Here is a 19,277-nt window from a genome sequence, read left to right as displayed (position 1 = left end):
TTTAGTCAATCGATACGTAGAACACGATAATCAAAATAGCGAGGGTTGATCTTGCAGGGGTTCATCCGGTTGTTTATTCGCGCGCTGCAATCGCAATAGGCGCTGGCGGCATAGGCGTAAGACATCCCGCTTTTGCGGGTCGCTCATTTTGATCCAATTAAATCGCTCATCGCGGCTGCGCATACATCCACGACAGAAGCCACGATCATCTGTTTGGCAGATACCTCGACATGGGCTGGGAATGTCAAAAAACTCAAGCTGCTGAGCCATACTGCCTCCCGCGGTTAGCATACCTAATTGGCGTTGTCACAAACACAACTCATACCCTGTATTGACTGAGAGGTTTACCTTAATTGAAGCCTGATTCGCCCTCGCTGGCAAGCCACTCTTGTTAGCGACAGAAAGCCTCCTGATACCACTAAGGTTATCTTAAGTTTCACTCGATATCATTCGGGCAATTAGTGAATTCTAGGATTTAATTTTCACAATGAATGTTCGAGATAAGTTACAGTGTAACAGTCTGAGTTTTATTTTGCTCTGCTCACTGTTTTTTACTGTCAGCCACAATGCCTTGTTTATCAGTAAAGCCTGGTCGCTGATTCGTTTTGATAATAGCGATAGCTACTTTTTTGCTGCCACCATTCCACTGGTCATTTTCTTCGCCCTCAATATTATCTTCAGTTTGCTCGCGGTGCCGGTATTGCGTAAGCCCATCATTATTTTATTTCTCTTAGGAGGTGCGGCGACCAACTACTTTATGTTCAGTTATGGTGCCGTTATTGACGGTAATATGATGCAAAATGCCTTCGAGACTAATTCCCAAGAAGCCGCCGCACTCTTCACGCCGCGTATGGCTATTTGGCTACTCGTATTGGGGATTATCCCTGCCATCATTATTTGCTTCGTCCGTATTCAGGTGACCCGACCTTGGTGGTATATGCTAGGGCTGCGTGCGGCTAATATTCTGGTGTCAGCGGTGATTATCATGCTCATCGCGACACTTTTTTATAAAGATTATGCTTCGCTAATTCGTAATAATAAAAGCATCGTTAAAATGCTCACACCCTCCAATTTTGTCAGCGGCAGCTTTCAATTTGCGAAACATAAGTATTTCGCCAGTAATATGTCTTTAGTGAAGATTGGTGAAGATGCCCATCTAGGGCCGTTAATCAATCGTCAACAGAAGAAAACGCTGGTCGTTTTAGTCGTCGGAGAAACCGCCCGCGCCGAGAACTTCTCTTTAGGCGGTTATCAACGCGAAACAAATCCTCGTCTGCAAAAACAAAATGTGACCTATTTTAAGAATGCCTCATCTTGTGGAACTGAAACCGCCGTTTCTGTGCCTTGCATGTTCTCAAATATGCCACGCAAAAATTATGATGCCACGTTAGCCAGCCATCAGGAGGGTTTGATGGATATTCTTGCCCGTGCCGGATTGAATGTTTTATGGCGAGAAAACGATGGTGGCTGTAAAGGGGCCTGCGACCGTATCCCTCATCAAGATGTGACGCAGTTAGAATTAACCGCCGATTGCCAAAATGGCGTCTGCTTAGACAATGCCTTGCTCTATAAACTAGATAATTATATCAATGGATTAAAAAGTGATGGCGTCATAGTGTTGCACCAAATGGGTAGCCATGGCCCCGCCTATTATCGCCGGTCAAATCCTGAGATAAGGCAATTCGCCCCAACCTGCGATAGCAATCAAATCCAAGATTGTACCTCCGAAGAACTGGTGAATACTTACGATAACTCGATTCTCTACACCGATGCGATGCTGGATAACACGATTAAACTGCTGCAACAACAGAGCAATAGATTTAATACTGCGATGGTTTATCTCTCAGATCACGGGGAGTCATTAGGTGAAAATGGCATTTATCTGCATGGCACACCTTACATATTCGCACCGACTCAGCAAACGCATATTCCATTTCTAATGTGGCTATCGCCCGAATACACAAGAAGTTATGGCATTGATAACCAATGCTTAGCCAAGAATGCAGAGCATGATGACGTTTCGCAGGATAACTTATTTCATACCCTACTGGGCATGATGAACGTGCAGACTTCTGAATATCAATCTGGCTTGGATTTACTGGATAAATGCCGTATTCAGGGCTAGGACACCCTTTCAAAAGGTCAATGCCGACATCACAATCTTATGATATTGGCATTAACCACTTGACCTAGACCAATCGGTCTATTAGTCTCTGCTACATGAACAAAATACAGCACCCACATGTCGATACTCGAGAACACCTGTTAGCTACAGGTGAGAGCCTTAGCCTGCATCTTGGTTTTAATGGGATGGGTCTGAGTCAATTACTCACAACCGCCGGTATTCCAAAAGGCTCGTTTTATCACTACTTTCGCTCAAAAGAAGCCTTTGGCGAGGCGATGTTACAGCGATACTTTGACCGTTATGAAGCAGCCATGGTCAATCTGCTGACGGGTTCACAAGGTGATAAACGTCACCAACTACTGCAATATTTTGCTCAATCAATTGCTAACTATTGTGGCAGTGAATGCCACAACGCTTGTCTATCGGTTAAACTTTCAGCGGAAGTCAGTGATTTATCCGAACCCATGCGCCATGCGCTGGATGCCGGAACTGCACGAGTGATTGGCCGTTTGCAAGATGCTATCGAAGCCGGTACTAAAGAAGGCTCGCTACGCATCACTCTCTCAGCCGCCGCCACTGCAGAAACACTATACACCTTGTGGCAGGGCGCCGCATTGCGGGCAAAAGTAAAACGCTCTGTAACACCGCTGACCTGTGCGCTAGAAAGTATCGAATTGATGTTACAACCGACCCAATAATTCCATGAACTTGATAGTCCATTTTTTGATGGCTACAGGTTTTACCCAGCGACTAGTCGACTGGTCTATTAATATAGGATGCACCATGAAAACTGCTAAACTGTTCTCCCCGTTGAAAGTTGGCGCACTCACTTTGCCAAACCGTGTATTTATGGCACCGCTCACTCGCTTGCGCAGCATTGAACCAGGTGATATCCCAACGCCATTAATGGCAGAATATTATCGCCAACGGGCCAGTGCTGGTTTAATCATCACTGAAGCCACTCAGATTTCTTTCCAAGCCAAGGGCTATGCCGGCGCACCAGGGTTACACACTCAGGAGCAACTCAATGCGTGGAAAAAAATCACTCAGGCGGTGCATGAAGAAGGTGGACATATCGCCGTTCAGCTCTGGCATGTAGGCCGTATTTCACACAGCAGTTTGCAACCAAATCAGCAAGCACCCGTCGCTCCTTCAGCCATTGCCGCTGATACCCGCACCACCGTACGTGATGAATCCGGTGCGTGGGTACGTGTTCCCTGCTCTACTCCACGAGCGCTGGAAACAGAAGAGATCCCTGGCATTATTAATGATTTCCGTCAGGCGACCGCTAATGCTCGTGAAGCCGGTTTTGATTACATTGAGCTGCACGCGGCCCATGGCTACTTACTGCATCAGTTCATGTCTCCCGCGTCCAATCAACGTACCGACCAATACGGTGGCAGTATTGAAAACCGTACTCGCCTAACACTGGAAGTGGTTGATGCAACCGTTGCAGAATGGGGCTCAGAACATATTGGCATCCGTATTTCACCTTTAGGGCCATTCAATGGCTTGGATAATGGTGAAGATCAGGAAGAAGCGGCGCTTTATCTGATTGATGAATTAAACAAACGTAAAATCGCCTACCTGCACATTTCCGAGCCAGATTGGGCGGGTGGTAAACCTTACTCAGAGGCATTCCGTGATGCTGTTCGCGCCCGTTTCAAAGGCGTCATTGTGGGTGCTGGTGCCTATACCGCAGAGAAAGCCGAAGACCTGATCGAAAAAGGGTTTATTGATGCCGTGGCATTTGGTCGCAGCTATATCTCTAATCCAGACCTAGTTGCTCGTCTCCAGCAACATGCCCCACTGAATGAGCCAGATGGCGAGACTTTCTACGGCGGCGGCGCGAAGGGTTATACTGACTACCCAACGCTATAACGCAGTCTTTCTCCATTTAACTATTGCCTCCCCAACATAAATAATACTGTTGGGGGGGTTATTTATTTTCGGGCTTAAATTACCACCGCAGCATATCATCTAATCCAATGCCACTATCGCCTATAAATCGAAATTACGCCCTCACCTAGACCGTAAAAATTGCCTTAAATATCAGGGCTGCAAAACTAGTGAGCGGCATGATATTGCGTTATGATGACGACTGTCTTTTGATTTATAATGACTTTTAACTTTTAATCTACTGATTATAAAGAGGTATTATGAAGCGCCTACTCCATACCATGATCCGTGTCGGTGACCTGCAACGTTCCATCGACTTCTACACCAAGGTATTAGGGATGCGTTTACTGCGTACCAGCGAAAATACCGAGTATAAATATTCGCTGGCTTTTGTCGGTTACAGCGATGAAAGCGAAGGCTCAGTGATTGAGTTGACTTATAACTGGGGCGTAGACAGCTACGAAATGGGAACGGCATTCGGCCATTTGGCACTGGGTGTGGACGATGTTGCTGCGACCTGCGACCAAATTCGTCAGGCGGGCGGTAAAGTGACCCGTGAAGCTGGCCCAGTTAAAGGCGGTAATACCATCATTGCCTTTGTTGAAGATCCTGATGGCTACAAAATTGAGTTAATCGAGAATAAAAGCGCCGGACATGGCCTTGGCAACTGATTAACTGAAAGGCACCGACAAGGTGCCTTTTTCTTATCATGATACCCTCCTGCATCCTGCGCCAAAATTTGGCATAATGCGTGCTGAATTCGATGAAGATAAGAAACTGATGGCAGATAAAAGTGATCTTAACGCCCTGAGTGGCCGTTTTCGGGGATATTACCCCGTCGTAATTGATGTTGAAACCGCCGGTTTTAATGCTAAGACTGATGCATTATTAGAAATTGCCGCTGTGACCTTGCAGATGAATAAAGACGGATGGCTGCTGCCAGATGAAACGCTGCATTTTCATGTTGAGCCATTCGAAGGTGCCAACCTACAGCCCGAAGCTTTGGCCTTTAATGGGATTGACCCGACTAACCCACTACGAGGTGCAGTGAGTGAACACGACGCTTTGCACGCCATTTTTAAAGCGGTACGTAAGGGGTTAAAAGAGCAAGGTTGTAACCGCGCGATTATTGTGGCGCACAACGCTAACTTTGATCACAGTTTCGTGATGGCTGCGGCTGAACGTGCTAGTTTGAAGCGTAACCCATTCCACCCATTTGCGACCTTTGATACAGCCGCTTTGAGCGGTCTGGTGCTCGGGCAAACCGTGTTGGCAAAAGCCTGTTTGACTGCAGGGATTCCGTTTGACAGTAGTCAAGCGCACTCAGCATTATACGACACGATGCAAACGGCAAAGCTGTTCTGTGAGTTAGTGAATCGTTGGAAAAAACTGGGGGGTTGGCCAGTACCGGCAGGTGAGTCCGAGTAACTTTATCCTCATGAATAAACTCACGCGCTCAATATAAAAAGAGGTGGCTAATAAGCCACCTCTCCGACTGCTGACACTTTGTTGTGCCAATGAGCGCTCAGGGCATTACTCTGCCGTTGGTTTATCTTCTTGTGAGCGGTATTTATCTGCCGTCTCTTTCAGTAACTGTTGCAGTTCGCCACGCTGATACATTTCCATCAGAATGTCACAACCGCCAACCAGTTCGCCATCTACCCAAAGTTGTGGGAATGTTGGCCAGTTAGCATATTTTGGCAACTCCGCACGGATATCAGGATTTTGCAGAATATCAACGTAAGCAAAGCGTTCGCCGCAAGCGGACAGTGCCTGCACAGCCTGAGCAGAAAAACCACAGTTTGGCAGTTTCGGTGAGCCCTTCATGTACAGCAGAATTGGGTTCTCTGCTATCTGGCGCTGAATTTTATCAATCGTCGTCATTTTTTTGCTTCCTCAAGCCATATTGTGGCTACAAACTTTTACTCAATATTATTATTGCGTCCGGTCTATTGTAGCGACTGTCACTGCTGGAATAAAACGCCATTTTTTGCAGGGATTTTACTGCTCTAGGCATGATGATAGATCGGCTACAAATATGTATCTTTAGAATAACATTTTTGACCCTATATCTTCACTATTATCTTCGTGATCAAATAATGGCAGCTTATCGCCGATCGCCTCTTGTGACTTCAAGAACAGAGAGATAACTCGTTGACGAATGATTGAATTAAGTCCATTGCCTGCATAAAAGATCAACAATTGTGAAGCCATTAACGTTTTCTCACAATATCGACTAAAATCCTGTCTGTCTTCGCTTTTTTATATTCTGAGTTTCGGCAATACTGTGACTCTTCTTATTCATATCAGGGCTAAGGTTGGTAGCGATATTATGCGTTTAATATTTACGCTGTTTGTGCTGCTGTTTACCCAACTATTTTTAAATTTGGCGCATGCTTCACCGCAGGCACACGTGTCGGCTGAGCAAAAGAAAGGTCAAGTCAGCCAAGGCAGCCCTGATGATCGGAAGAAACGCAAAGTCGATAAAAGCACCAAAAAAGCGAAAATAACCAGCGATAAAGCGAGCCCAACTAAAGTGACCGCCCGTAAAACCGCAGCCAACGCTGATAAAAAGAAGATGACCACCAGTACGGGCAAGAATATCAAAAAGAAAGCACAAGAAATCAGTAAAAAGACGACGACAAATACTCGTACGACTAAAAAGATAAATACTAATACGGCAACCAACAAAAATAGAGCTGGTGCTAAAAAAACAGAAAAAATCGCTTATGGTCGGCAGCGGATTAAAGCTCAAGGTAAAGCCGGCACAGAATTAATCGCGAATAATAAAATTAAACTCAGCCCCGCCCATAAAAAGCGCTATCAACATGCAAAGCAAACTGCAATGAGTAAGCTGATGAAACAAGTCGGTAAACCTTATCGTTGGGGGGGCACCTCTCCGAATACAGGTTTCGATTGTAGTGGGCTTATTTATTACGCATATAAAGATGTCATCAGAATAAAAATGCCACGTACTGCTAACGAAATGTTTCATTTACGTGATGCCGCGCCAGTGAAACGGGCAGAATTAGAGAGCGGTGACTTGGTGTTCTTCAATATTGCCAATCGCGGTGTTGCCGATCATGTCGGTGTTTATTTAGGTAACGGCAAGTTTATTCAGTCACCTCGTACCGGTGAAGAAATTCGTATTAGCATGATGGATAACGACTACTGGCAAGATCATTATGTGGGCGCGCGTCGCGTGGTCACACCAAAAACGATTCGCTAAATCTTCAATCTCCCAACACCCAGCAGCTTTTTGCTGGGTGAGTGACCGCCAATGCCCTCTCGATAATGATAATTATTTGCGGCTATTTCCCACCCAATAACCACTTTTATATTATGGTTATAACTGTCATTCCTGTTGAAAGTTGCTAAAATTAATACCCACAACAAAAATACAACAATTACGGTTTTATCCGCTCTTCGCCGCATCATAGCCAATAGTTTTTGATGAGATTTGAGGAGCAAACACCCTGAGTAATCCCGAAAGGAGCAAGCAATGTCATTTGAATTACCGGCATTACCTTATGCGCAAAATGCGCTGGAACCACACATTTCGGCTGAAACGCTGGAATACCATTATGGAAAACACCACAATACCTACGTGGTCAACCTCAATAATCTGATTAAAGACACCGAGTTTGCTAATAAAACGCTGGAAGAGATCGTGAAAACATCCAGTGGCGGTATCTTTAACAATGCGGCTCAAGTTTGGAACCATACCTTCTATTGGCATTGTCTATCGCCGAATGGTGGCGGTGAACCTCAGGGTAAAGTGGCTGACGCCATAAATCAGTCATTTGGGTCTTTCGCTGATTTTAAAACGCAATTTACCGATGCTGCGGTTAAAAACTTTGGTGCAGGTTGGACTTGGCTGGTCAAAAAAGCAGACGGTGCACTGGCCATTGTCAGCACATCGAATGCGGCTACCCCACTGACCACCAACGATAAACCGTTACTGACGGTGGATGTATGGGAACACGCCTATTATATCGATTACCGCAATGCGCGGCCTAAATACCTGGAAAACTTCTGGGCGTTGGTTAATTGGTCTTTTGTTGAGACGAATTTAGTCTGAGCAGGCCAATAAGAGAAAGAGTGAAGATCTGTTAATACATCGGTATCCATAAGATCGATAGCAATAAAATCGGTAGCGATAAAAAGGGCGGGTAAACCGCCCTACTTGTCACGCTATACCGGCAAGCGGTTGACTTAATTCATTACCGCCACGAAGCTAAAGGCAATAATCATCGCTAATGCACCAACAGTCGTAATCAGCGACATTTTCAGATTGGTATCCATAAAAACTCCTCAGCCGGTCAGTTTGTAGTAGGGAAAAGGCACATAGTTAGTGTGTTAAATTATCTTCCCACAATTCAGAAAAAAAATCTTGTGCTCATTACTCACTTTATAACTTTGATTACCTCTTCCACTTTTCCTCCAGATCAGCCAAAATTCGCAGTTCATAACTGCATACTGCCAATAACGTCCAACAATTACTCTCAGGCAGCCCGCTGATTCCATTTTCCAGCCTAATAACATGCTTCTGTCTGAATGGTTTCGAGTATGTAGGCAAACGATTAACAAAATACTTACCTGCTGTAACAGGTGAGCTTAGGAGTTATTTTTTATATGGCAACGATTAAAGATGTGGCCAAACACGCGGGTGTGTCCACCACCACCGTTTCGCACGTGATTAACAAAACTCGTTTCGTCGCCGAAAATACTAAGGCTGCCGTGTGGGCTGCCATTAAGGAACTGCATTATTCGCCCAGTGCTGTGGCCCGCAGTTTGAAAGTGAATCACACAAAATCCATTGGTTTGTTGGCAACTTCCAGCGAAGCACCCTATTTTGCCGAAGTGATCGAAGCGGTTGAAAACAGTTGTTATAGCAAAGGCTACACGCTGATTTTATGTAACTCCCATAATAATCTGGATAAGCAAAAAGCGTATTTGGCGATGTTGGCGCAAAAACGTGTCGATGGGCTATTAGTGATGTGTTCAGAATATCCAGAGCAACTTCTTGGGATGCTGGAAGATTATCGCAATATCCCGATGGTGGTGATGGATTGGGGTACAGCGCGGGGCGATTTTACTGACTCAATTATTGATAATGCCTTTGAAGGCGGTTATTTGGCCGGTCGATATCTTATTGAGCGCGGCCATCGTGATATTGGTGCTATTCCGGGGCAGTTATCTCGTAATACCGGCGGAGGTCGCCATCAAGGCTTCCTTAAAGCACTAGAAGAAGCGAATATCGAGCTGCGTGATGAATGGGTGGTTCAGGGCGATTTCGAGCCAGAGTCGGGCTATAAGGCCATGCATCAAATTCTGACACAAAAACATCGTCCAACAGCGGTGTTCTGCGGCGGTGATATTATGGCGATGGGCGCAATTTGTGCTGCTGATGAATTGGGCCTACGGGTGCCGCAAGATATTTCGGTGATCGGGTATGACAACGTGCGTAACGCGCGCTATTTCTCACCGGCACTGACCACCATTCATCAACCTAAAGAACGATTAGGTGAAACGGCCTTCGCCATGTTGCTCGATCGTATCGTCAGCAAGCGCGAAGACCCACAGACCATTGAGGTTCACCCGAAACTGGTTGAGCGACGTTCTGTTGCTGATGGTCCGTTCCGCGACTATCGCCGTTAATCAACTATCGCGGTTTATCAACTCTGCCGGCAATGGCTCATCTGCCGGCGCATAAACCATCTATATGGTAACCCCTACCGCCAGTAGCAAATTTCGCTACCGGCGGCGCTATTGGCGGTCAATCACAGCGCAATAACTCATTTTCGTCTTTCAGCCACTCGTCATTCAATGTGACACTGTCACCCAAATATTCAAGTAACCAGGCCAACGCGGGTGAATGGTTATTCTGCTCCCAAGTCATGCAACAAGGGCTATCTGGTAAGGGTTCAGTCAACGTCAAGACAGCCAACTTCCCTTGTGCAATCAGTGGTGAAACCATATGTGTCGGTACCATGCCTACGCATAAACCTGCACACAGACAATCAATCCCTGTCGCCCAGTCCGGTACCACCAGCCGCTGCTGATTATCAAGTGTCCAAGTGTCCCGCTTGGGGAGATTCCGCGCGGTATCCTCTAGACATAATGAGGGAAATGGCCGTAACTGGTCATCGGTCAATGGCCCAGTTAACTGGGCCAACGGATGTTCAACACTCACCACACACTGCCAGCTCAAAAAACCCATATCGCGAAAAACAAACCGCCCGCCAACAGGCACAGCGCGAGTCGCGCCAATGGCCATTTCTGCTTGCCCGTCGACTAACACATCCCATACACCATTGAACACTTCATAACGTACCCGCAATTCGATATCAGGAAAATGTCGATAGAAATCTGAGATTAAGCGGCGGCTGCGATCTGGCTTAACGATTTTATCTATCACGATGGTCAATTCCCCCCGCCAACCATTCGCGACTTGCTGGCACTGTCGACGTGTGCCATTCATTTTTTTGATAACATCACGCGCTTCTTTGATAAAAATTGCACCTGCGGCCGTTAATTCGACGTCCCGATGCCGCCGTTCAAACAGGGGGACTGCGAGCCACTCTTCAAGTTGGCGCACCGTATAACTTATCGCCGAGGGTACACGGTGCAATTCTTGTGCAGCCGCACTGAAACTTCCGGTACGCGCAACAGCATCCACTACATCCAATGAGTATTCAGACCACATGAACTCCGCCTCTGCTGCTTAGCCATTTAGATATCAAATTTATTGATAGCATGGTGCAAATATTACCGTTTCACAACAGATTATCTTGACGGATAGAATGCCCACCGCAATAAATTGCCTGCAACAAAACATTTACAACAGCATTAGTCACAAAAGAAATAACAACAACAGCCATTTTCTGTCGCGCCTGCAAAAATGTTCCCATCGAGATATCAAGAATGAAAACAACGTCTAGCTTTATGTTCTATCTGGCCGGTTTAAGCATGTTAGGTTACCTGGCTACCGATATGTATTTACCTGCTTTCGGCGCAATGCAACAAGAATTACAAACCTCAGCGGGGGCCATCAGTGCCAGTTTGAGTATTTTCTTGGCGGGTTTCGCGATAGCTCAGCTTATTTGGGGACCAGTATCGGATAAATTAGGCCGTAAACCGGTGCTGTTAGCGGGTTTAGGGCTGTTTGCCATTGGGTGCTTAGGGATTTTATGGGTTGAAACCGCCACACAACTATTGATCCTACGTTTCATTCAGGCAGTGGGAGTCTGTTCTGCAGCCGTAAGTTGGCAGGCTTTAGTGGTAGATCGTTATCGCGATGGTAAAGCCAACCGTGTGTTCGCGACCATTATGCCGTTGGTGGCGTTATCTCCGGCATTGGCCCCTCTTCTGGGCGCATGGCTGTTAAATCACTTCAGTTGGCGCTCTATTTTTGTAGTGCTGCTGGTCGTGACATTGTTGCTCTTGATCCCAACGGTACGCCTTAAAGAACGCAAGAAATCTGTCAACGACAAGAATCAACTATCTATCACGACAATCAGTTTCTGGCAGTTGCTGAAATCACCAGTATTTAGCGGTAACGTCATGATGTTCGCCGCCTGTAGTGCCGGTTTTTTTGCTTGGTTAACCGGTTCACCTTTTATTCTGGGTGACATGGGCTACGGCCCGAATACCATTGGTTTGAGCTATGTACCGCAAACATTAGCGTTCCTCTTGGGTGGGTTCAGTTGTCGTAGCGCACTCACACATATCAAGGGAAATACGTTATTACCTTGGTTATTGGCGGGATATAGTGTCAGCATGATCGCGCTGTATTTCATCGCGACTTTAACCACCCCCTCACTGCTTAGTTTACTTATTCCTTTCTGCATAATGGCGCTTGTCAATGGTGCCTGCTACCCTATTATCGTAGCAAATGCGTTAATGCCCTTTCCTTCGAATACTGGGAAAGCAGCCGCGCTACAAAACACGCTTCAGCTAGGTTTATGCTTTATTGCTAGTATGCTGGTTTCAGCCTTTGTCAGTCGCGCGTTATTGGCCACTGTCACTGTCATGCTGTCGACGGTGGTATTAGCACTATTGGGATATAGCATTCATTGCTACGCATTGCGAAAAGATAAAAAGATATTAATTACCAATAAAAATAGTCACTAAGCGGCATAAATGCCGAGTACGATTTAGTATTGAGAAAGCGACTCGGCAAGCCTATACTCGATTAAACCGAATACAATATCATTAAAAAAAAGCACTATCTTAAGTAGTTTCTGTGCGCGTGGATTGCGTCACATTTAACCTTATGGATGAGTCACCCTAAACCAAAACATAATTAGGGTTTCTTCGTAATCTTCCTCTTTACCCAACGTATTGGCGTTGCAGTGATTTTAGTTCGTACCGCGACACCGCTGCAGCATCAAGTACAAAGGGTATATCCGTAACGGATATCAGACACCAAGGTTCATCAGCCGAATTGGTATGTCCTCGCGCATATAGAAAATTATCGCGGGGCATAAGTCAGAAGAAAGTGATGGAGAAGCTATGAGTTCATCCTGTATAGAAGACCAGAGCATTCAAGAAAATCCGTGGTTTCGCATTGTGCAAGAAATGCTGAGCCAGGCTGATATTGAAATCAATGGCTCACGCCCTTTCGACATTAGAGTCAATAATCCAGACTTCTTTAAGCGAGTATTACAAGAAGGATCTTTGGCATTAGGTGAGAGTTATATGGATGGTTGGTGGGAATGCGATCGCTTGGATATCTTTTTCCAACGCGTTATCCGTGCTGGCCTAGAACATCAACTCCCACACCATCTCAAAGATACTTTACGTGTTGCTGCCGCTCGCGTGATCAATCTGCAATCAAAGAGACGTGCATGGATAGTGGGCAAAGAGCATTATGACTTAGGTAATGACCTCTTTAGCCTTATGCTTGATCCCAATATGCAATATTCCTGTGGCTATTGGAAAGACGCCACGACCCTAGAACAAGCACAAGAAAACAAGTTGCGGATGATCTGCGAGAAACTGCAATTAGCACCGGGTATGAAGTTGCTCGATATTGGTTGTGGTTGGGGGGGACTTGCCGCTTATGCTGCCCGTCACTACGGCGTGTCGGTCTCAGGCGTAACCATTTCAGCCGAACAACAAAAGCTGGCGCAAAGACGGTGCGAAGGATTGGATGTCACCATTTTGCTGCAAGACTATCGTGACTTGAATCAGCAGTTTGATCGTATTGTGTCCGTTGGGATGTTCGAGCATGTTGGGCCAAAGAATTATCACACCTACTTTGATGTGGTAAACCGCAACTTGAAACCTGATGGTTTATTTTTACTGCACACCATTGGCGCTAACCGGACTGACCTGAGCATTGATCCTTGGATTAATAAATATATCTTCCCTAATGGCTGCTTGCCGTCAGTAAAACATATCGCTCAAGCCAGCGAACCTTATTTCATTATGGAGGATTGGCATAATTTCGGTGCAGATTATGATCGAACTTTAATGGCTTGGTACGCCCGTTTTCAAGCTGCGTGGCCAAGTCTGGCAGAGAATTACTCAGCTCGATTTGAACGTATGTTTAGCTATTATCTAAATGCTTGCGCAGGGGCATTTCGAGCCAGAGATATTCAATTATGGCAAATTCTGTTTAGCCCCAATGGCATAGACGGTGGTATCCGAGTTCCCCGCTAAAACGACATGTCATATGAGGCAGGGGGAATTCCCCCTGCCTCAACGTTAACTTTTCTTCTATGCTGGCATTATTCTTAAGCTATTAATTCTTAAACTATTCGCGAACTGCTTTTTCTGCCAATTCAGTTGCCTGTGCGCTATCACGCTGCGCCAGTACCCGCTCAACGGTATCAACCACAGCTTGAGTTTGCGGGTCTATCTCGATATTGACTCGATTCCCTAACCGTTTCTTACCTAATGTCGTACGCGCCAAGGTTTCCGGTATCAAATGCACGCAAAAACGATTGTTCACGACTTCACCGATAGTCAGGCTGATGCCATCTATGCCAATAAAACCTTTGTGTAACACATACTTCATCAAATCATCGCTGGGCATGCGAAACCAAATCTGACGATTATTTTCTGATGTGTAGATTTTGGCGATTTCAGCGGTGCAAATAATATGGCCGGACATAAGATGTCCGCCAATTTCATCACTAAATTTAGCGGCGCGCTCCAGATTAACCTGATCACCCACCTTAATATCACCCAAATTAGTAATACGCAGTGTTTCCTTCATTAAATCAAAGCTAACATGATTCCCCTCAACAGCGGTGACGGTTAAGCAGCAACCATTGTGGGAAACCGAAGCGCCTAAGGCCAAACCAGGCAACATCTCTGTTGGCATTTCGACTACATGCGTGCGGAAATTAGATTTTTCCTCGATGGCTACCACTGGCGCGGTGCCTTGAACTATACCGGTAAACATACGCCATGCCTCTTAGTTAGTTTTCGGTAAAAAGAAATGCTCTCTGCGCTGATTTTGCCTCAGAAAATACGGAAAACCAAACCACTTAGGATAAAAACCTACTTACAGGGTATTTTGCTGATATTTAATGACAAGGATTGCTTAAGCTCAACGAGAAGGTACAATCTTTTATACCCTTATTTCTTGACGTTGTAGGGTTGCTAGCGACTCTCTCTCACCCGACTTACTGACCAGTGTCAGCCCAGCGGGATTTGCCTGCTACCTTCCTACAACCCCAAGCATGTAAGTTATAACCTGTGTGTAATAACTTGTAGGTCATAAATCAATTCCCGCTATTTTATTTAACGCTTCATTGCGATAAATAGCCTCAATCAATAAAAAGGTGCATACGTGCAGAAGTATATCGTCGAGGCGCGTAGCTTATTGGCTCTCGCTATTCCCGTCGTCATCGCGCAGTTGTCTCAAACCGCAATGGGCGTGGTCGATACCATCATGGCCGGTTCTGTCAGTGCCACTGATATGGCCGCTGTCGCGGTGGGGACATCTATTTGGCTGCCGGCAATCTTATTTGGCCATGGTTTACTGTTAGCGCTGACCCCAACGGTTGCTCAACTTAACGGCTCTGGGCGTCGAAGCCAGATCGCTCATCAAGTGAGACAAGGGTTTTGGCTGGCATTATGTGTTTCATTGCTCATTATGTTGGTTCTCTATAATAGCGACCACGTTATTAAGCAAATGCATAATATTGACCCGGTATTGGCTGATAAAGCCGTGGGATTCCTGCATGCCATTATGTGGGGCGCGCCGGGTTATCTGTTCTTCCAAGTACTCCGTAACCAGTGTGAGGGGTTATCCAAAACGAAACCGGGGATGGTGATAGGTTTTATCGGTTTGCTCGTTAATATTCCCATTAACTATATTTTTATTTACGGTAAGTTTGGCGCGCCAGCATTAGGCGGCGTCGGTTGTGGGGTTGCGACAGGCACTGTCTACTGGGTCATGTTCTTGATGATGCGTTGGTATGTTTCTCGCACCCGTTCTCAGCAGGATATTAAACTGGAAAAAGGCTTTGCAGCCCCCGACTGGCAGGTTATGAAGCGTTTGGGAGGGCTTGGGTTGCCTGTTGCTCTGGCACTGTTTTTCGAAGTAACACTCTTTGCTGTGGTGGCATTACTCGTTTCACCACTCGGCATCGTCGCTGTTGCTGGACATCAGATCGCGCTCAACTTCAGCTCATTAATGTTCATGTTACCCATGTCGCTCAGTGTAGCTGCCACGATTCGTGTCGGTTTCCGTCTTGGTCAAGGGTCAGTTGAGCAGGCGAGAGTCGCGGCTTATACCAGTATTGCCGTCGGTTTAATGCTGGCGTGCGTGACGGCTATATTCACCGTTATCTTCCGCGAACACATTGCCCTGCTGTATAACAAAAACCCTGAAGTGGTGATGATGGCCTCCCACTTAATGTTGCTGGCCGCGCTTTATCAGCTATCAGATGCTATCCAAGTCATTGGCAGCGGCGTATTACGTGGCTATAAAGATACACGTTCAATCTTCTTTATCACGTTTACCGCCTATTGGTTGCTAGGCCTGCCAAGTGGTTATCTCTTGGGGCTAACTGACTATTTCGTCCCGGCTATGGGACCAAGTGGCTTCTGGATAGGCTTTGTTATCGGCCTCACCGCAGCGGCGATATTAATGGCAGTACGCATTCGTTGGTTACAAAAGCAGCCACCCGCACTTATTCTGCAAAAAGCGGCGCACTAGTTTTAACAAAATTGGGCGTTAATCGCGGTGAATGAAGCTGGCGATTAACGCTGAGATAAGACAATCGCGAAAGAAAACAATAAAAGGTGGAGAAAAAAACAGCGCAATGGGTAAAAGCGCAGCAATTACGTGAGTTTGCGATAAATATTGTGTTTTTCTCCTTGCCAGCGGACGGGCAGCTCGTTAATATTCGTCCCCGCTGTCAGCGATGATTCTTGGTAATAAGATTGTTGTCGGTAATAAGATTAAGGTATTGCGTCCGTAGCTCAGTTGGTTAGAGCACCACCTTGACATGGTGGGGGTCGATGGTTCGAGTCCATTCGGACGCACCAATCTTATCACCTGTCGCGTTTGTATTATCATCGTTAGCTGCTTCAAATTTGAGTAATGTGCGTCCGTAGCTCAGTTGGTTAGAGCACCACCTTGACATGGTGGGGGTCGATGGTTCGAGTCCATTCGGACGCACCACTCTCTCTTCTGCTCCCTTCAACGTTAGTTCTTTCTTATTAATTCGTAATACTATTTATTGGCAAGACTATCCACTTACTGGACTACCAGATTATCGCGTCTATTCGATAACAAAATTGTTCACCTACCAGACCATCCACACCCTGATGATGTTATAGGGTTATTGATGCTAGATTTATGATCGAAGAATTTGTTAGAAAATGTTAAAAATAAAATTTGTTGCGCAACAAATAACGTTTTATGTTCCTCGTTTGCGCGACAAAAACTCCGTTTTTATAAAAAACGGCAATGAGTTCCTGTTTTCTATTTCATTTCCCGTTACTTACCGCTTATAATACGAACCGTCGTTTCAGTTGAATGGTTTCAGCATCTTGATCTGTGGATACGCTAAAAAAATACAACTCCCCTTTACGCCATCGTCTACCGATCATGCGTTTAGCCTTGTGCTAAAGTTTTCCGCTCAACTTCCACTGCTGTCATCTATTCTTAGTAATGTTTTGCTTCTTAGGCATGTTTCTTTACACCAGACACACATCAGATTCCACTCCGTTGAGAGACTTAACGGAACATTCGCTTTTTATCCATCACAACTTGTAGAAAAAATCCGTCATGAAAAAGACTAAAATTGTTTGTACCATCGGTCCAAAAACCGAATCCGAAGAAATGCTGACAAACCTGCTGAATGCAGGTATGAATGTTATGCGTTTGAACTTCTCCCACGGTGACTATGAAGAACACGGTCAGCGTATCAAGAATATTCGTGCAGTGATGGCAAAAACCGGCCTGAAAGCAGGCATTCTGCTGGATACCAAAGGCCCTGAAATCCGTACCATGAAACTGGAAGGCGGCAAAGATGCTGCTCTAGTTGCAGGCCAGACATTCACTTTCACGACTGACCAAAGCGTTATTGGTAACAACAGCATCGTTGCAGTGACCTACCCTGGTTTCGCCGCTGACCTGAAAATCGGCAACACGGTGCTGGTTGATGATGGTTTGATCGGCATGGAAGTGACTGAAGTCACCGAAAACACCGTTGTCTGTAAAGTGCTGAACAACGGTGATTTGGGCGAAAACAAAGGCGTTAACCTGCCAGGCGTGTCTATCCAATTGCCGGCATTGGCTGAAAAAGATAAAGCTGACCTGATCTTTGGTTGCGAGCAAGGCGTAGACTTCGTTGCAGCTTCCTTTATCCGTAAGCGCTCAGACGTACTGGAGATTCGCGAACATCTGAAAGCACACGGTGGCGAGCATATCCAAATCATCTCTAAAATCGAAAATCAGGAAGGTCTGAATAACTTCGACGAAATCCTGGAAGCATCCGACGGTATCATGGTTGCCCGTGGTGACTTGGGCGTTGAGATCCCAGTAGAAGAAGTTATCTTCGCGCAGAAGATGATGATTGAAAAATGTAATCGCGCACGCAAAGTTGTTATCACTGCAACTCAAATGCTCGATTCCATGATCAAAAACCCACGCCCTACCCGTGCAGAAGCTGGCGACGTTGCTAACGCCATTTTGGACGGTACAGATGCCGTGATGCTGTCTGGTGAAAGTGCTAAGGGTAAATACCCGTTAGAGTCTGTCACCATCATGGCAACCATCTGTGAGCGTACAGACCGTATCATGCCTAGCCGCATTGAATCACTGAACGACAACCGCAAAATGCGTATCACCGAAGCGGTTTGCCGTGGTGCTGTTGAAACCGCAGAAAAACTGGAAGCGAAAGTGATTGTTGTCGCCACTGGCGGTGGTAAATCTGCAAAATCCGTTCGTAAATACTTCCCAACAGCCACTATTCTGGCGTTGACCACGAATGAGACCACCGCTCGCCAGTTAATTCTGACAAAAGGTGTTATCACTCAATTGGTTAGCGAAATTGCTTCAACAGATGATTTCTATCGTATCGGTAAAGAAGCAGCACTGGCCAGCGGCTTGGCGCAAAAAGGTGACGTTGTGATCATGGTCTCTGGTGCGTTAGTACCAAGCGGCACCACCAATACTTCATCAGTCCACGTGTTATAATCCTGACTGGCGCGATTGAACGTTAATTAAAAAACACCGCTTCCAATAGCGGTGTTTTCTTTTTCTAAGGGTGCCAAATAAGCTTTCGGAAAAATCCAATTTATCCTAACCCCTCCATCGTCATTTTTTCAAATAAGACTTGTCCCATATAATCCGGCTGTTTTGCCTCGTTTTTTTAACTTTTTTTTAAAACAAGATGCTTCTTTGAGCGAACGATCAAAATAAACCCCTCTAATACTAAAAATTTATTCTCTTTCGAAAAAACTTTGTGTAATACTTGTAACGCTACATGGAGATTAACTTAATCTAGAGGGTGTTAATAATGAATCGTACTAAACTTGTACTGGGCGCGGTAATTCTGGCTTCTACTATGCTGGCTGGTTGTTCAAGCAATGCTAAAATCGATCAACTGTCTTCTGACGTTCAAACTCTGAACGCTAAAGTTGACCAACTGAGCAACGACGTGAACGCAATCCGTTCTGACGTTCAAGCAGCTAAAGACGATGCAGCACGTGCTAACCAACGTCTGGACAACCAAGCTCACGCTTACAAGAAGTAATATTACTTCCTGAATGAAAAATG

18 protein-coding genes and 2 tRNA genes are annotated in these 19,277 nt (G+C 45.8%); 15 read left to right on the top strand and 5 right to left on the bottom strand.

The genetic code is table 11. The annotated features are described in order from the left end of the window. Positions 1–30: 30 nt before the first annotated feature. Positions 31–270, bottom strand: a complete 240-nt coding sequence (locus BN68_RS04195) for a DUF1289 domain-containing protein (protein ID WP_019209901.1) — start codon at positions 268–270, stop codon at positions 31–33. 217 nt (positions 271–487) lie between these two features. Between BN68_RS04195 and eptA the strand changes: the two genes are divergently transcribed. The 5 genes from eptA to rnt all read left to right on the top strand — a co-directional run bounded on the left by eptA (position 488) and on the right by rnt (position 5,452). Beyond that, positions 488–2,125 carry a phosphoethanolamine transferase EptA gene (gene eptA, locus BN68_RS04190; RefSeq protein WP_019209900.1) on the top strand — a complete coding sequence of 546 codons (1,638 nt, stop codon included), beginning with the start codon at positions 488–490 and terminating at the stop codon, positions 2,123–2,125. Positions 2,126–2,220: 95 nt separating this feature from the next. Beyond that, the gene (locus tag BN68_RS04185) at positions 2,221–2,823 is read left to right on the top strand and encodes a TetR/AcrR family transcriptional regulator (protein ID WP_019209899.1); all 603 of its coding nucleotides are present in this window, start codon (positions 2,221–2,223) and stop codon (positions 2,821–2,823) included. A gap of 85 nt (positions 2,824–2,908) precedes the next feature. Then, complete coding sequence (gene nemA, locus BN68_RS04180; protein ID WP_019209898.1) at positions 2,909–4,006, top strand: alkene reductase; 1,098 nt, start codon at positions 2,909–2,911, stop codon at positions 4,004–4,006. Between the two features lie 278 nt (positions 4,007–4,284). After that, positions 4,285–4,695: a lactoylglutathione lyase gene (gene gloA, locus BN68_RS04175; RefSeq protein WP_019209897.1), complete on the top strand. Its 411-nt coding sequence runs from the start codon at positions 4,285–4,287 to the stop codon at positions 4,693–4,695. A 109-nt stretch (positions 4,696–4,804) separates the two neighbouring features. After that, the gene (rnt, locus tag BN68_RS04170; RefSeq protein ID WP_072102455.1) at positions 4,805–5,452 is read left to right on the top strand and encodes a ribonuclease T; all 648 of its coding nucleotides are present in this window, start codon (positions 4,805–4,807) and stop codon (positions 5,450–5,452) included. 105 nt (positions 5,453–5,557) lie between these two features. Here rnt and BN68_RS04165 read toward each other — a convergent pair whose 3' ends face one another. After that, a complete protein-coding gene (locus BN68_RS04165; protein ID WP_019209895.1) occupies positions 5,558–5,908 on the bottom strand; it encodes a Grx4 family monothiol glutaredoxin in 351 nt (116 codons plus the stop codon). 448 nt (positions 5,909–6,356) lie between these two features. Here BN68_RS04165 and BN68_RS04160 point away from each other — a divergent pair, with 448 nt between their 5' ends. Together BN68_RS04160 and sodB are read left to right on the top strand one after the other, a co-directional pair. Then, complete coding sequence (locus tag BN68_RS04160; protein ID WP_019209893.1) at positions 6,357–7,253, top strand: C40 family peptidase; 897 nt, start codon at positions 6,357–6,359, stop codon at positions 7,251–7,253. Positions 7,254–7,526: 273 nt separating this feature from the next. After that, the gene (sodB, locus tag BN68_RS04150) at positions 7,527–8,105 is read left to right on the top strand and encodes a superoxide dismutase [Fe] (RefSeq protein WP_019209891.1); all 579 of its coding nucleotides are present in this window, start codon (positions 7,527–7,529) and stop codon (positions 8,103–8,105) included. A 134-nt stretch (positions 8,106–8,239) separates the two neighbouring features. Here the strand turns inward: sodB and cydH are convergent, their stop codons facing one another. Continuing rightward, positions 8,240–8,329 (bottom strand): cytochrome bd-I oxidase subunit CydH, encoded by a 90-nt coding sequence (cydH, locus tag BN68_RS23835; RefSeq protein WP_016266160.1) that lies wholly within the window; start codon positions 8,327–8,329, stop codon positions 8,240–8,242. Positions 8,330–8,659: 330 nt separating this feature from the next. Between cydH and purR the strand changes: the two genes are divergently transcribed. Further along, the gene (purR, locus tag BN68_RS04145; RefSeq protein WP_019209890.1) at positions 8,660–9,685 is read left to right on the top strand and encodes an HTH-type transcriptional repressor PurR; all 1,026 of its coding nucleotides are present in this window, start codon (positions 8,660–8,662) and stop codon (positions 9,683–9,685) included. Positions 9,686–9,803: 118 nt separating this feature from the next. On the opposite strand, the gene punR is transcribed toward purR, so the two are convergent. Then, entirely contained in the window at positions 9,804–10,733 is a 930-nt protein-coding gene (punR, locus tag BN68_RS04140; protein ID WP_019209889.1) for a DNA-binding transcriptional activator PunR, read from the bottom strand. A 218-nt stretch (positions 10,734–10,951) separates the two neighbouring features. Here punR and punC point away from each other — a divergent pair, with 218 nt between their 5' ends. Then, positions 10,952–12,160: a purine nucleoside transporter PunC gene (gene punC, locus BN68_RS04135; protein ID WP_019209887.1), complete on the top strand. Its 1,209-nt coding sequence runs from the start codon at positions 10,952–10,954 to the stop codon at positions 12,158–12,160. A 381-nt stretch (positions 12,161–12,541) separates the two neighbouring features. Continuing rightward, positions 12,542–13,693, top strand: coding sequence for a cyclopropane fatty acyl phospholipid synthase (cfa, locus tag BN68_RS04130; protein WP_019209886.1), 1,152 nt, complete (start codon positions 12,542–12,544; stop codon positions 13,691–13,693). Between the two features lie 94 nt (positions 13,694–13,787). Here cfa and BN68_RS04125 read toward each other — a convergent pair whose 3' ends face one another. Continuing rightward, entirely contained in the window at positions 13,788–14,441 is a 654-nt protein-coding gene (locus BN68_RS04125; protein ID WP_019209885.1) for a riboflavin synthase, read from the bottom strand. Between the two features lie 390 nt (positions 14,442–14,831). On the opposite strand from BN68_RS04125, the gene BN68_RS04120 reads away from it, so the two are divergent. The 5 genes from BN68_RS04120 (at position 14,832) to BN68_RS04100 (ending at position 19,254) form a co-directional block, all read left to right on the top strand. After that, on the top strand, positions 14,832–16,205 hold the full coding sequence (locus BN68_RS04120) for an MATE family efflux transporter (protein WP_019209884.1): 1,374 nt from the start codon (positions 14,832–14,834) through the stop codon (positions 16,203–16,205). Positions 16,206–16,460: 255 nt separating this feature from the next. Further along, a tRNA-Val gene (locus BN68_RS04115) sits at positions 16,461–16,537 on the top strand. 59 nt (positions 16,538–16,596) lie between these two features. Next, a tRNA-Val gene (locus tag BN68_RS04110) sits at positions 16,597–16,673 on the top strand. Positions 16,674–17,282: 609 nt separating this feature from the next. Further along, positions 17,283–18,695, top strand: a complete 1,413-nt coding sequence (gene pykF, locus BN68_RS04105; RefSeq protein ID WP_019209883.1) for a pyruvate kinase PykF — start codon at positions 17,283–17,285, stop codon at positions 18,693–18,695. A gap of 322 nt (positions 18,696–19,017) precedes the next feature. Then, positions 19,018–19,254, top strand: a complete 237-nt coding sequence (locus BN68_RS04100; protein ID WP_005165631.1) for a major outer membrane lipoprotein — start codon at positions 19,018–19,020, stop codon at positions 19,252–19,254. Positions 19,255–19,277: the final 23 nt, after the last annotated feature.

The organism is Yersinia massiliensis CCUG 53443 (genome assembly GCF_000312485.1).
Lineage (GTDB): Bacteria > Pseudomonadota > Gammaproteobacteria > Enterobacterales > Enterobacteriaceae > Yersinia > Yersinia massiliensis.
This window is presented reverse-complemented; position numbering and strand designations above follow the sequence as displayed.

Coding starts and splice junctions, on each gene's coding strand:
- rnt (WP_072102455.1), top strand. CDS start 4,805: ATGGCAGATAAAAGTGATCTTAACGCCCTGAGTGGCCGTTTTCGGGGA.
- purR (WP_019209890.1), top strand. CDS start 8,660: ATGGCAACGATTAAAGATGTGGCCAAACACGCGGGTGTGTCCACCACC.
- BN68_RS04160 (WP_019209893.1), top strand. CDS start 6,357: ATGCGTTTAATATTTACGCTGTTTGTGCTGCTGTTTACCCAACTATTT.
- cydH (WP_016266160.1), bottom strand. CDS start 8,329: ATGGATACCAATCTGAAAATGTCGCTGATTACGACTGTTGGTGCATTA.
- BN68_RS04165 (WP_019209895.1), bottom strand. CDS start 5,908: ATGACGACGATTGATAAAATTCAGCGCCAGATAGCAGAGAACCCAATT.
- BN68_RS04195 (WP_019209901.1), bottom strand. CDS start 270: ATGGCTCAGCAGCTTGAGTTTTTTGACATTCCCAGCCCATGTCGAGGT.
- gloA (WP_019209897.1), top strand. CDS start 4,285: ATGAAGCGCCTACTCCATACCATGATCCGTGTCGGTGACCTGCAACGT.
- punR (WP_019209889.1), bottom strand. CDS start 10,733: ATGTGGTCTGAATACTCATTGGATGTAGTGGATGCTGTTGCGCGTACC.
- punC (WP_019209887.1), top strand. CDS start 10,952: ATGAAAACAACGTCTAGCTTTATGTTCTATCTGGCCGGTTTAAGCATG.
- cfa (WP_019209886.1), top strand. CDS start 12,542: ATGAGTTCATCCTGTATAGAAGACCAGAGCATTCAAGAAAATCCGTGG.
- pykF (WP_019209883.1), top strand. CDS start 17,283: ATGAAAAAGACTAAAATTGTTTGTACCATCGGTCCAAAAACCGAATCC.
- sodB (WP_019209891.1), top strand. CDS start 7,527: ATGTCATTTGAATTACCGGCATTACCTTATGCGCAAAATGCGCTGGAA.
- BN68_RS04185 (WP_019209899.1), top strand. CDS start 2,221: ATGAACAAAATACAGCACCCACATGTCGATACTCGAGAACACCTGTTA.
- BN68_RS04125 (WP_019209885.1), bottom strand. CDS start 14,441: ATGTTTACCGGTATAGTTCAAGGCACCGCGCCAGTGGTAGCCATCGAG.
- eptA (WP_019209900.1), top strand. CDS start 488: ATGAATGTTCGAGATAAGTTACAGTGTAACAGTCTGAGTTTTATTTTG.
- nemA (WP_019209898.1), top strand. CDS start 2,909: ATGAAAACTGCTAAACTGTTCTCCCCGTTGAAAGTTGGCGCACTCACT.
- BN68_RS04100 (WP_005165631.1), top strand. CDS start 19,018: ATGAATCGTACTAAACTTGTACTGGGCGCGGTAATTCTGGCTTCTACT.